General features: G+C 49.9%; 14 protein-coding genes, 1 tRNA gene and 1 pseudogene. 5 read left to right on the forward strand and 11 right to left on the reverse strand.

Going from position 1 to position 12,685, the window contains the following annotated elements:
• Positions 1-380: 380 nt before the first annotated feature.
• On the reverse strand, positions 381-917 hold the full coding sequence (locus tag IMCC21906_RS16035; protein WP_156166098.1) for a hypothetical protein: 537 nt from the start codon (positions 915-917) through the stop codon (positions 381-383).
• A gap of 242 nt (positions 918-1,159) precedes the next feature.
• Positions 1,160-1,366, reverse strand: coding sequence for a hypothetical protein (locus IMCC21906_RS16040; protein ID WP_231580357.1), 207 nt, complete (start codon positions 1,364-1,366; stop codon positions 1,160-1,162).
• 233 nt (positions 1,367-1,599) lie between these two features.
• On the opposite strand from IMCC21906_RS16040, the gene IMCC21906_RS16045 reads away from it, so the two are divergent.
• The 3 genes from IMCC21906_RS16045 to IMCC21906_RS16055 all read left to right on the forward strand — a co-directional run bounded on the left by IMCC21906_RS16045 (position 1,600) and on the right by IMCC21906_RS16055 (position 3,112).
• Positions 1,600-2,229 (forward strand): AAA family ATPase, encoded by a 630-nt coding sequence (locus IMCC21906_RS16045; RefSeq protein WP_047013518.1) that lies wholly within the window; start codon positions 1,600-1,602, stop codon positions 2,227-2,229.
• A complete protein-coding gene (locus tag IMCC21906_RS17175) occupies positions 2,229-2,357 on the forward strand; it encodes a hypothetical protein (RefSeq protein ID WP_255353602.1) in 129 nt (42 codons plus the stop codon). The genes IMCC21906_RS16045 and IMCC21906_RS17175 overlap by 1 nt, the downstream gene beginning before the upstream one ends.
• A 197-nt stretch (positions 2,358-2,554) precedes the next feature.
• Positions 2,555-3,112 carry a hypothetical protein gene (locus IMCC21906_RS16055; RefSeq protein WP_047013519.1) on the forward strand — a complete coding sequence of 186 codons (558 nt, stop codon included), beginning with the start codon at positions 2,555-2,557 and terminating at the stop codon, positions 3,110-3,112.
• A 279-nt stretch (positions 3,113-3,391) separates the two neighbouring features.
• Here IMCC21906_RS16055 and IMCC21906_RS16925 read toward each other — a convergent pair.
• Positions 3,392-3,501: transfer RNA gene (locus IMCC21906_RS16925), tRNA-OTHER, on the reverse strand.
• 6 nt (positions 3,502-3,507) lie between these two features.
• Positions 3,508-4,008, reverse strand: a complete 501-nt coding sequence (locus IMCC21906_RS16060) for a helix-turn-helix domain-containing protein (RefSeq protein ID WP_047013520.1) — start codon at positions 4,006-4,008, stop codon at positions 3,508-3,510.
• A 530-nt stretch (positions 4,009-4,538) separates the two neighbouring features.
• Here IMCC21906_RS16060 and IMCC21906_RS16065 point away from each other — a divergent pair.
• Positions 4,539-5,084, forward strand: a complete 546-nt coding sequence (locus tag IMCC21906_RS16065) for a recombinase family protein (RefSeq protein WP_047013521.1) — start codon at positions 4,539-4,541, stop codon at positions 5,082-5,084.
• On the opposite strand, the gene IMCC21906_RS16070 is transcribed toward IMCC21906_RS16065, so the two are convergent.
• Entirely contained in the window at positions 5,081-5,611 is a 531-nt protein-coding gene (locus IMCC21906_RS16070) for a restriction endonuclease (RefSeq protein WP_052763640.1), read from the reverse strand. The two genes, IMCC21906_RS16065 and IMCC21906_RS16070, sit on opposite strands and share 4 nt — an antisense overlap.
• A 107-nt stretch (positions 5,612-5,718) precedes the next feature.
• Here IMCC21906_RS16070 and csrA point away from each other — a divergent pair.
• Positions 5,719-5,952: pseudogene (csrA, locus tag IMCC21906_RS17125) on the forward strand (carbon storage regulator CsrA).
• 239 nt (positions 5,953-6,191) lie between these two features.
• Here the strand turns inward: csrA and IMCC21906_RS16075 are convergent.
• From IMCC21906_RS16075 to IMCC21906_RS16510, 6 genes are all read right to left on the reverse strand, one after another.
• Positions 6,192-6,467 carry a hypothetical protein gene (locus IMCC21906_RS16075; RefSeq protein WP_047013522.1) on the reverse strand — a complete coding sequence of 92 codons (276 nt, stop codon included), beginning with the start codon at positions 6,465-6,467 and terminating at the stop codon, positions 6,192-6,194.
• Between the two features lie 53 nt (positions 6,468-6,520).
• Positions 6,521-7,702 (reverse strand): hypothetical protein, encoded by a 1,182-nt coding sequence (locus tag IMCC21906_RS16080; protein ID WP_047013523.1) that lies wholly within the window; start codon positions 7,700-7,702, stop codon positions 6,521-6,523.
• Entirely contained in the window at positions 7,699-8,067 is a 369-nt protein-coding gene (locus tag IMCC21906_RS16085) for a hypothetical protein (RefSeq protein ID WP_047013524.1), read from the reverse strand. Before IMCC21906_RS16085 ends, IMCC21906_RS16080 begins: the two co-directional genes overlap by 4 nt.
• A gap of 143 nt (positions 8,068-8,210) precedes the next feature.
• On the reverse strand, positions 8,211-9,005 hold the full coding sequence (locus tag IMCC21906_RS16090) for a hypothetical protein (RefSeq protein ID WP_156166099.1): 795 nt from the start codon (positions 9,003-9,005) through the stop codon (positions 8,211-8,213).
• Positions 8,992-10,737, reverse strand: a complete 1,746-nt coding sequence (locus tag IMCC21906_RS16095; protein WP_197086013.1) for a type IV secretory system conjugative DNA transfer family protein — start codon at positions 10,735-10,737, stop codon at positions 8,992-8,994. Before IMCC21906_RS16095 ends, IMCC21906_RS16090 begins: the two co-directional genes overlap by 14 nt.
• Before the next feature lie 1,136 nt (positions 10,738-11,873).
• On the reverse strand, positions 11,874-12,314 hold the full coding sequence (locus IMCC21906_RS16510; RefSeq protein ID WP_156166100.1) for a hypothetical protein: 441 nt from the start codon (positions 12,312-12,314) through the stop codon (positions 11,874-11,876).
• Positions 12,315-12,685 lie beyond the last annotated feature (371 nt).

The raw sequence follows: 12,685 nt of genomic DNA on the forward strand, positions 1-12,685 counted from the left end.
AACCAAGAGAAGGACGGGGAGAAAGGCGCGTTTTCCGACAAAATACAGCCATCTGTGAGGCCGTTTACTCCAAAGGAAGGGGTAAGGTCTCGCTCAGCCCGAGCGCGCCCTGTGAGGCGTTTCAGCCTCTTTGAAACATTGTCGCTTGTCCAGGTAGGGGCTCAGCTTTAATTTCCATTGCCTTCACGCTGAGTGCCTTTCGTCGTTCAAAGTCTGGTGGCTTACCAGGGACGCTTGTTCGCCCTGATTTCCTAGGTTTCTGAATCTGGCCTGCCAGCCCGCCCATAAACAAGTTAAACCGGCCTTTGCTGGTCAGTGTGCCAGGCTTCTCTGGCTTGTCGCCCAGCTTCTCCTTGAGACGCTTGCTGGCCTTCCTCCGCTCAATTTCCAGCATTCGGGTTAAACCAAAAGCGCAAACAGGTGTTCGATACAGCCTTTACAGCTGCCAGGCCGCGCCAAGTGCCGTCTGGCTGGAGCTGCCTGGGCTGCGCGACGGTTAGCAAGCCTGCGGCCTTAAGGTCTTTCACGGCGCGTTCCACGCGCTTTAAGCCCATCCCACTATGCGACGCTATGACGCTAAGGGGCAGGTTAATAAATCCCTCTTGAGTCGGGATGCCAACCCGCAAGCTGGTCACGTCACAAAACTTGAGCAAGGCCGCCAGGGTGCGTAAACAGGATTCCCGGCGCTCACTGCGCTGCTGCCGGTCGCTGCCATTGGCTAAATCGAGAGAAGGGAGAACTTTACGAGGACGATAGTAATAGCCAGTAATCCGCTCCGCACACAAGGTGAGGACGCGAGGCACACCACCTTTCCCTTTGAGTATGGGTTTATCCAAGGTGAAATTGGGGATTGCCGGGTTATGGCCACAGAAGTTGCCCCCGATATTCTCCCGAAATTTGTAGGCATGTACTGCCAAATGCATCCCCTGGTTCAAATGCCAGGGAAGCCACCACCATCAAAACACCCCTCTTTGATGCTCAAATTTGGGCAACATGAGTTGCGAACTGATGGGTTCTTGCGTATATTAAATGAACGCAAGGGCTTCCCAAGCCTGAGTATTGAATGCTGGTCCTGAGCGCCAACTCGTCAGCATTCACCGAATTTAAAACCCGGCCTCGCGCCGGGTTTTTCTTTTCTAGTCGTCGTTAAACTCTACCGTTACACTCCTAAAGCCAATTTTTTCGCATCTTCCAAAGCGCCATGAAGCCGTCTGTAGATCTTGTCGTCTTCAGTGCGAACTCGGGTAATGCGTTCCTGGTTGCCATTCGCTTTCTCGAAAATCAGCAACCAGCGGTCGCTTTCCATTGGCGCAGGGACAATCGTTGCGGTACGCAACAACCCTTCTTGGAACATCTGCTTCAGCATCCGGATTTCCACGAAGGAAGCCCCCAAATAAAAATTCACCAACTTTACCAATGCGAATAACTATACTCTTTTACATAAAAATCACAACCAGTTACCACAATCACGGCACTTTCATCTTGAATTGGTACCAAAACAGCACTATATTGGTACCCCATTAATCGGTACTAATAAAACACTACTTTAGTGCTGCTTTTATCCAAATCTAGTACCAAAATGACACAGGAACGGTACCAATGATCGTACTTATCGGAAGTCAAAAAGGCGGGTGCGGAAAATCGACAACAGCCGTCAATATCTGCGCGGAGCTGGCTAAAAATGGCCACGATGTCGTGCTAGTTGATGCCGATCGGCAATGCACAGCAGCAAATTGGGCGCTAGACCGAACAGCCAATGAAGCCCTTCCTACCGTCCATTGTGTCCAAAAATACGAGAATATTAGGGACACCCTTCAAGACTTAGACAAGCGGTACGGCTATGTCGTGGTTGATGCTGCCGGTAGAGATAGCCGTGAACTGCGAACAGGTATGACTGCCGCTCACTGCCTGATCGTTCCGTTCCGCCCGTCTCAACCTGATCTAGACACCCTTCCCAATCTCCAGGAAATCATTACTCAAGCCAAAGATCTTAATCCAGACCTGACGGTATACGGCCTGATCACTATGGCCCCAACAAACCCCGTGGTTCACGAAGCCGACGAAGCCAGGGAATACCTGAAAGACTATCCAGAAATAAACCTGCTCAACACCATTATTCGGGACCGGAAGGTGTACCGCGATGCGATGAGTGAAGGCATGGGGGTCGTGGAAATGGGCAACCCCAAAGCAACTGAAGAAATCCAGGCACTGATGCAGGAGGTATTTTGATGGTAAAGCGCAGACAGCCATTGGCCACCGCACAGCCAAGACAAGAACCCACTGCTGAACAAATAGAAGCTTTTGCCTCTGGAGTGGATGGGGATCAGCGCCTCAACCAGTGGAACCTGAACCCATGAACCCAAGGGCGATCCGGGACTACAAGGCGATCCGCGTTCCCTTTAACGAATACGAATACACCATGCTGGAGAAGCTTGCCACAAAGACAGGGCGCTCAAAGCTTAACGCCATCCGGTATGCGATCACCAAGCTCGCAAATGAAGACTAAAAAGGCTCCCTTTTGGTACCAAAAAGGAGCCTTTAAGGCGCTATTTTGATGCCTTTTGAGATTGATATGGATATTACTGACCCTATAACAGGAACAACCTACTCGATTGAACACCTGAAGCCGTTCAATGTGACCTATGAAATTAAGGTAGACGGGGAGCCAACCGAGGTAACTTTGCGCGTACATTTTGCTTCGCATTGCTATACACGTTCCAGGAAAGAGGACGACCCAGATCACTCTGTATTATTTAAAGAGCAAAAGAGAAGGGGGCCTGACGACGAGCGTGTATTCTGTCCTGATAGGTGGGAGTTTTCTAAAAAACTTCCAGATATCATCACAAACTTGCACAGCAAAGGGTGCTATCCAGGGGGAAGCAAAGAGCTATTCTACCGCCATGAAGACGCCCCAAAGAGCAACCCGCAACACGGTTGGTATATTTGTACCCGCCTCAGCGCAAGTGACAAGTACCAAAACCTAACCCTGAGCGTACGTAGCGCCCACTGGAGAACAAACAGGCCCGTAGATACCCGAGGCGGGACTAAACGATTCTATGCCTTGTTAGCGCAATTTTACGCCACAGAAAAACAAAAAAGAGAGTGGCTATAAAGACAAAAGCCCCGAATAAATCGGGGCTTTTGAATAAGAAAGTGTGCCGGGCCTCTTTGAGTATCTTCACCAGCGGTAAAGACCAGCGCAAGCTGGCGGCATGGGCGCTACCCGAAGGACACCGGCTATCGCGCTCCACATCTAAATAGTACGTTTTTCAAACAAAAAACTCAAATATTTTTAGTATTTCCAGTCTTACTATCAAACTTCGGCGCTTTATACTCCGTATAAATAGCACCATAAAAGCACCATTTTGGTACCAAAATGGTGCTAAAATCGGAGCAGTGGGAGGACTTGAACCTCCGACCCCTCTGCCCATATCATGGGTAACGCCAGCTACTACATGACATGTAGAAAACAGAGTGCTCTATCCAACTGAGCTACACCGCATAAATCTATTTATTCAAACCACCATCAATGCCCTTGAGCTTTATCGGCCTTTTCCTACGCAGACGATCTTCCTCTTTTTCCTTCCGATCTTTAATAGAGGCAAGCTTTTCTTCTGCATAAGGCTCTGCCTCAGAGATCAAACCGTCAAAATGGTACTTATTTGTTTTGTTGCCTTTTTCCTTATCCGGACGGTACTCTCGGCGTAAAAGTCCTGCGTGCTCTAGTGCTGCTATCCTGCGCTGCACGGTTCGAGGGTCAACTCCAATGGCTTGAGCAATGGTCTTCTTTGCTGGATAAGGCTTGTTCTCCGATTCCCACCAATAAGTGGACAGATATAGGAGAATGTTGATATCTAAAGCGTCCAACCCTAACGCATGCTGCTTCTCTACTAAAATACTAGGAAACGCCGTCCACCCGGCTTCCATCAGAGTCTTCCCCCATTTTTTTTCATTAATTTTGACCGCTTCTACGGCATCCCTCTTTTTCTTTTCCGCTGCTGTAACCATTCTTAGAGCCCTCTATTCAGATCGCCTTTGAACCTATTGAAAAGGTATTCTGCGGCATTTTCAACAAACTAAGGGAGGCATTAGAGCCTCCCCCGTAGAGAACAGAAGGCCCTCAGGGTGGGGATTACAATGCCCCCACTCATAGAGTACCTTGCGTCTCCCAAAGTAGACGCAAACATTAAGCACATGAATCAATGCAGACGTACGGAATGCAGACACAGTAGATAAATATGGGGTGGGGGTGCCAATGCCCCCAGGGGCGGCAAAAAAACTCACAAAAACATCCTTTACCTCCTCCACAGCTACCTATTTTTAACAGCTACAACCTAATGTATCTCCACCCGAGCCAGTTACTCACGCCCCAACAAACAGCGCTGCCCAACTGGAAAAAACTTACGATCACTAAACCACCGTTTTTTATACACCCCAAGACAGGCCAATTTCGCTAGCGAAATTGGCCTGTCTTCCGTTCAAAAACCCGTATAATAATCAACGTACAAAAAACCCACCTTTTATAGACAGGAAAAGGCATGATTATCGGATATGCCAGAGTCTCTACAACTGAGCAGAACACCAGCCTTCAGGCTGATGCCTTGACCTCATCCGGTGCCGAAAGAATTTACCAAGAGGCATTATCCGGGGCATCGAGAGAGCGACCGGAGCTAACAAAATGCCTGGACGCTCTCCGACAAGGTGACACCTTGATGGTCTGGCGCTTAGATCGGCTAGGCCGAAGCCTGAAAGACCTGGTAAGCATCATCTCTGAGCTTGAAGAGAGGGGTATCGGATTTCGCTCGATAACCGAGGCCATCGACACAACGACAGCCGGTGGAAAGCTGGTATTCCATATATTCGGTTCCTTAGCTGAATTTGAGCGATCACTAATTCAAGAACGTACCAAAGCAGGCCTTAATGCAGCACGCGCTAGGGGCCGGAAAGGAGGAAGGCCGAAAGCCTTGTCAGAGGATCAGGTGAAAAAGGCGCGGGCCATGCTTACCGATCCAGCCATGACAAAAACAGAGGTCGCAAAGCACTTTAGCGTGACCAGGGCTACACTCAATTCTGCCCTCTCTTAACAATCCATTCCTATCTCTTTAATAGAGAGACGAACTTTCGACTGAATATTGTTATGTGCGAGAAAGTATTCCATCACTGGATAAGTTTCTTTACCAGACTTGGTTTTTTTGGTGGAAAAAGCGTCTTTAAGTGATGGCACAACCAGCCAAAAATCTAGCCGTTTTCCTTCATAAACTTTAGAAAGATAATTCGATGCTGTGTATAAAATAATTTCTATATTTTTACGAGATATTTTCGATAATTTTAAATATTTACACTGGATATAAACCCGTCTTTCCGCGTCTTCCGCTATCAGATCAATCCCACCATCGTTAAACCCTTTGGCTAATCCATGTTCTATAACACGGTACCCATCATCAGTAAGAGACTGAGCAATATACTTCTCGTAAATATATCCCCAATCTGAATATTTCAGATCCGAGTATTGGATCAGATCAACCTTATCGTCAGTAATTATTTTTATTCGAGCTTCATCAGCTTCAATAAACATAGCTCCATTACGTAACCGACGGCCCAGCCCTTTCATTAAGTCCAGTTCCCCAAGCTAGCTAAATCAGCCAACCATTGATAGGAAGACATATGTGACATACTCTTAACTCCCTTAATACTAACTCTACGGAATGGAATCCTAATATGTTGATTTTAACAAGAAGAACAGGTGAAGCGCTGATGATCGGTGACACCGTCACCGTGACAATCCTCGGCGTGAAGGGCAACTAGGTAAGACTTGGAATTGAAGCCCCAAAAACCATTGAGGTTCACAGGGAAGAAATTTATCGCGCTAAAAGCGCACCCCAAAAGGATCATTGGGATTCGTTTTTTCTATCCCCTGACAGACCTACAGACGATTTCTTCAACGACAGATAGAACCGTGGGGCGCTGCCCCACACCCCGCAATCAGCCGTGATTGATCCTCGGGGAGCTGGAAAGGTAAAGCCATTCCAGCTCCCTCGTCAGAGGCTACAAAAACCTTGCCTGTCCAGTGTAAAGCCTCCGGCCCAAGCCTTCCCCCGTTCAGACTCACTCGATGCTCTCGCTCGCTTAGCTGCGGCCTCAGCCTTGGCACTGGACAGACACACAACCTGGCAGCCCACACTCAAATGCTATCAAAGTTGGTCAAGATCAATTTCTATTTCAGAATCGTCCTGCCGCTCTAAAACTGCTTTAGCTAGCTCATCGTCCTCCTGCCTTTCTTCCTCGGAGGCCGAGTCATCTATGTCCACTCCAGCTGGAAAGGGCAAGATATTCCCGTCAGAAAACCCAAGAATTTCTTCATCGTCCGGTGTCGTCATAAAGACTCCCTGAGCACCCAGCTGCTTGGCTTCGGCCAGCAGCTCCGCAAAAGCCCTCTCTTTACGAGATCTAAATTCGATAATTTTCATGGCATTTTCGCTAGCGAAATTGCGCCCACGCTAAAGCAAGCGCATGGTTGAAATCAGTTTTGACCCGACGAACCCACACCAGATGAAGCACTGCTACCAACGCCTGTCTGGCTTCTTGAAGAATTCGTGCTGCTCTTGGAAAGAGAGGTAGACTGACCGGCGGTTTTTACATCTTCTCTGGAAACTTCGTTTACATCACTATCCAGGTACGCTTTAGCTAGTGCCACCTCATTCACCTTTGTAATAGTTGCAGACCGGCCAAAATAGACATTCTGATCCAGCAGGGTCATCCCACCCTGAGTAGCCTTATCTGCCAAAGGATCAATCGTAATGCCACCACAGCGCCACCCCACGTTGTTTGATATAACACCACTCAACGTCGGCAAACGGCAGCCCTCATTGATATTTTTTACAACCAACTGCTCTATTTCATCCTGATCTGGCAGTCCCATCAAAACACGAAGATAAAAAACCCTACCGACTATCCTATCCAGATCCTCACCCAAAAAAATTCCAATATTTTTTCCCGCAGCAGAGCGCTCTGAACCGACACCCCATCCTTCAAGGTCAGTAATCACTGCCTCTCCAAGCTTGGAGTAAACGTAATAACAACGTAAAGGCATTGCCGGATTATCAACCCGCTGCCCAATAGCCTTAGATACCTGTTCCATACTGCCGAGACGGGCAAAAGCGTTGTCCACGGACTTGTTCATGCTCCAAGTGAAGCCCAAAATTGCCAAACCCTCTTCCTTAACAAATCCATGCGAAGGCTCATCAGCCGGGATTAGCCAATTCGTATCATTTGGTCCACTGTTAGGCTTTAGCGTGTAGGAACCAGGCTGCTTGTATGGGAAAGCTGTTGGAATAGCAACCGATCCTGAATACAGACGGCATTGCTGCAAAATATACTGAACATAGTTGAGATCCTGCCGATCTTTCCCCTGAAGCGCCATCTCCGTTTCTGCAATAATCGGGGTCAACACCGAGGACAACGGGATCTCAGATGTGGACGTAAACTCGGAAAGCACTGTCCTGGAAAGCTCTTTAGACCTCAATTTTTGTCGAGCCTTTGTGTCCAGACGCTGCGAGCTCTCCTCAGCATTTAGTTGCTTAGTACGCTGAATATCACGCTCCTGAGTATAGGTGGTACCACGCTCTCCACCTGTATCGACCCCAGGAGCTGCGCTTGCGAAAATCGGCAGGAAGGCCAAAAGAATAAGATTCAAGTGCTTCATCGCGCAGCCTCCTTATCCATTTCCAAAGCGGCTCTTAGCTGCTTTAACTCCACTTCCTTCTGCTGAAATGAAACGTCATAGGTCGAGTCAATATCGGCCTTATCCTCTCTCAACGAAGCTAAATCTTGCTCGATCTGATGAGATTTTTCCTCCCACCTGGCTAGGTCTTCCTCACTGGAGCTCGACCCCGCTATCGCTTGACGCATTTCCTGAAACTCTAAATCGAACTCCTTTTGCTGGATCTCATGGCCAACGTCATAGCGTTTTTGTTCGACCTTTACCTCCTGCTGTCCAGAAAGCGCAAAGTACAAAACAAGCCCAGCCAAAGGCGTGGCTGCAAGGATGGCTTGAGCAATACCATTCATAGTGTGTCCCCATTATCAGTTACTGTGGCTATATCCATTTAACGTAGTCTGGGGGCAGCAAAGCTGCCCCACTTCCATTGGCTGACAAAAACCTGCCAGCTGCCTATACACAGCCCCTGCATGGTCGAGGCGCACCCTGGTTTTTAGAAGTCTTCCATACCTCTAAAAACAAATAGCTTCACCGACTGCTCTGGCGAAAGCTTTTCACTCTCCTCTGAGTTCTCTACCCAATACCCAATGTCCTTCTCTTTCATCAACCTCAAAAACAAGGCCTGAAGACTCGCCGCAGCATTCTTAGTTTGGCAAAAATAGTAAACCCTAAAATATCGCTTCGCCTCTATATTCCTAATGTGCCCTCGGATTATTTGGATATAGCGCTGTGGCGTTTTCCTACTCCGCTCAACCTCGATAGCTACTGGAACAAGCCGCTCGTCTTTAACCGGCTGCATGACAACGCCATCCGGATATACAGACCAACGATCAGGGTGATTCTTTTTCTTTTCTTGTGCCGGTAATAACCTGGTCGGCGTCCAGTCTTCAAAATCCAGGTCAATTTCACAGTGCTGCCGACACCGCTGAACATCGAGAGTATGGGCAATAGTGGTCGGGGAAACACCACCCACCCGATGACTCCGTAGATTAACAGTCTCCACTTCCTCTGGCGTAAGCCCTTCCAAAACGCCACTCGACGTAATACCCCACAGCGGAAGCGCTCTCCCCTCCATAAATTTCACTTCATCCTTAACCAATAGCCCTCGCTTCGCCATTCGATTAAGGACATTACGAGCAGCCCTATCTCCAACAGCCATTTCGCGTGCCAAAATAGCCGTAGTGCTGTAAATCTCATCCCTTAGAAACTCCAGCGTCCAGCGCTCCTTATCCTCTGCTCTCTCCTTCCTCTCAGCAGGATCGGCTATCAAATATTCATTCATCGCCAAAATCTATTTCCAATGGATTATTAGACAAAGCTTCTTCGCCACCACTAACGGCTGATTGTCTCGGACTCGCCTTCTTTCCCGGCTCGTTCGAGACCTGAAACGACTCAACACTAATAGCCGCTCTATCCTTATTGACTGGTACCGGACTGGTACCAATAAAGTGTGGCAACACATCGCTGAATAGCACCGCAACGCGCTCCGGAAGGTTCATCAACATATTGGTATCCACCAAATATGTTTCTGATTGCCGGATCATCCGGTCATCATCCAGGATCTCAGATTGAGCCACATTCCGAGCAATATGCCTGACCTCTTCATCAACCAACTTGATCCCGGATCGCTTAGCGATCCATTCGGCAGTGTCGGGATCTTGGAGACGGTAAATCAGCTTTATCGCCGTATTTTCGATAACAGACCCTACCACCGCGTCGGCATCCAGATCCGCAGGCACGTCCCGCAGATCTGACAATGACTGGTGAGCAACAAGAGCATGTAAACCTTTATCCCTTGCTGCACCGAAGATTTCCATTGCTGGCTTGCTCAGGTGGTATTTCAATTCGTCCAGGAACACACACACCGACCGGGGCTTTTCCATTCGATCCCGCTTTTCGCAGATCTGAACCAGCCGAATCATGAGCATTCGCTGAGCTTTCATCACCGGTGAATTGCGCATCGAGCCGACGACATACACTACTCCGCCCTGCTCAATGACCTTCGCCAGATCAACACCCACACTCCTGGCGTTGATACTCTCCAACTCGGCCATTTCTTCATAAGCCCCCCAAAAACCAGCAGCGGCTTTAACTTCCGGCAGGTTTTGAACATCCCGATAGCAACCGGAGAAACTTGGGTTCTCCTGGCGAGCCATAAACTCCGCTACAGCTCCAGCGGCCTTACGATCATTGAGGCGGTAAAAATCGGCATCGCCGCCTTTCTCCCCAAGGGAGAAAGCGGCCAAAAACATTTCCTTTAACTCTGCTCGACTGGCTCCGATTAGCGGGTTTATCTGCATAGGCTGACCATCGCGCAGATCCACAAAGTGATAGGGAACGTTGGCGTGAAGTGCCGCCGCATAAAGTGCGTGCGGTGCCCACTCGTCATTTTTTGGATCGAGGGCAATAACCGCTTCACCTTCCAGAACCGCTTGGCTTAATGCCATCTGCGCGGCCACCCCTTTACCCGCGCCAGTCGTGCCGGCAAGTTGGATGTGGCTACCAGTCCACTGTTTGATAGGCACCCTCACAGGGTGTCCTGCCTTATCCAACCCAACCGTGATAAACCCAGGCTGATAATGATCCAGGACATTGAACAGCTCTGGTGTTTCCGGCAGCCGATTCCTGACAGTCCTCACATCCGTTTTTTTATCTCTTTCCTGGTCTGAGCGTTGAGTGATGCGTTCTCTCCACGCCACAACTTTGGGTTGCCACACCCGAAAAAAATGAAATCCCAAGGCTAACCCGATAACAGCACCAGTCACCCAAACATAAAGAAAGACCAGCGAAAGGCTCACCTCTCCAAGATGCTTTTCAACGAGAAATGGCAAACCAAAGTGAAGTACTGGCCCCAAAATTACGCCGATAGCAGCAGGTACCAGATACAGCTCCCAGCTCTCTGCCTCTTCTAGTTTTTGGCCGATACAGACCACCGAAAAAAAACCGGCGATCACACCAAAGACAAATCCTGCCGATTTGTAGGCTGACACCAACCAGGCTAAAACCCCGGCAAAATCCAAGATGAGATCTCCGGTCATGACGCCACCACTGCTGACGCCAGCGTCAGTCGGGGAGCCGCCGAACGCAGTTCGGTGGGGAAGTCGCGTCCAAGCGATTCCCCCTGGAGGCACATCACCCCAAAGGTGATTGCCGGAAGGCTGGGGGGGCCGCTCATCAAAATCGGCCCCAGCCGATTTAGCGCACCCCAGTGCGCGGTTGGTGAGTGGGGGGCGTAGCCCAGCGCGTCGGACAGCGGCCGACAACCCGCTTTTCGGGGCGACGTTCAGGAGCGCCCGGAACAGAGGATTACCGGTAAGGGTTCCCTGGCTAATTGCCAAATTAGACGAGGGCCGGTAAGCCGCCGTGGAGGGCCGAAGTTGCCATGTTGCAAACGACAGTGGCACATGGAAACTGAAGCCCGCAAAGCGGGTTGTCGGCCGCAGCCAGACGCGCCCCTGCAAACGTAACGCAGCGTCCAGCGGAGTGAAGAGCGCAGCCCATGCAATGGGCGAAGAGGTTGTTTGGTGGGGCGTCCAGCCACTCCAAATAACCCATCTTTTGACTTTTATACAACTATCAACGATCTTCATTATCGTTCTTTTTCCTCGTTCCGCATCCATTCACGAGAAAGAAGATACAAATATAGGTACCTGTAAGCAAGCTTTTTTCCGGTCGGAAAATCCGTCAAGGGGTTGGTGCGGCCGCAGCCGCGATAGCGGCGAGGACTCGGCCCCTTGACGGATTTGGAGACTGGATAGCCTCGATCTGAGGGGCATGAACAAGCGCAGCGCCGGTCATGCTCCCGAGGATCAAACACGGCTGTTTGTGGGGAAGTCCAGAAGGGGCAAAGCCCCGTCTGGGACAACTGAAGCAAAGCGTAAGGCGTCAGTTATAAATAAAACTCTCTCGCCTTTGGCGAGGCATTTTTCAGCCGTGTAACGGCTAATAACTGATCTTTATTAAACATATCTGAATTAAGGACGGACACTTAAAAATTTATTCACAGACACTTAAATTCTTTGTTCTAACGAGCAAAGGGCTCCAGCCTTGCTGGAGCAGCGACAACCAAGAGAAGGACGGGGAGAAAGGCGCGTTTTCCGACAAAATACAGCCATCTGTGAGGCCGTTTACTCCAAAGGAAGGGGTAAGGTCTCGCTCAGCCCGAGCGGCGCCCTGTGAGGCGTTTTTCAGCCTCTTTGAAACATTGTTCGCTTGTCCAGGTAGGGTGCTCAGCTTTAATTTCCATTGCCTTCACGCTGAGTGCCTTTCGTCGTTCAAAGTCTGGTGGCTTACCAGGGACGCTTGTTCGCCCTGATTTCCTAGGTTTCTGAATCTGGCCTGCCAGCCCGCCCATAAACAAGTTAAACCGGCCTTTGCTGGTCAGTGTGCCAGGCTTCTCTGGCTTGTCGCCCAGCTTCTCCTTGAGACGCTTGCTGGCCTTCCTCCGCTCAATTTCCAGCATTCGGGTTAAACCAAAAGCGGCAAACAGGTGTTTCGATACAGCCTTTACAGCTGCCAGGCCGCGCCAAGTGCCGTCTGGCTGGAGCTGCCTGGGCTGCGCGACGGTTAGCAAGCCTGCGGCCTTAAGGTCTTTCACGGCGCGTTCCACGCGCTTTAAGCCCATCCCACTATGCGACGCTATGACGCTAAGGGGCAGGTTAATAAATCCCTCTTGAGTCGGGATGCCAACCCGCAAGCTGGTCACGTCACAAAACTTGAGCAAGGCCGCCAGGGTGCGTAAACAGGATTCCCGGCGCTCACTGCGCTGCTGCCGGTCGCTGCCATTGGCTAAATCGAGAGAAGGAGAACTTTACGAGGACGATAGTAATAGCCAGTAATCCGCTCCGCACACAAGGTGAGGACGCGAGGCACACCACCTTTCCCTTTGAGTATGGGTTTATCCAAGGTGAAATTGGGGATTGCCGGGTTATGGCCACAGAAGTTGCCCCCGATATTCTCCCGAAATTT

The organism is Spongiibacter sp. IMCC21906, from assembly GCF_001010805.1.
Lineage (GTDB): Bacteria > Pseudomonadota > Gammaproteobacteria > Pseudomonadales > Spongiibacteraceae > Spongiibacter.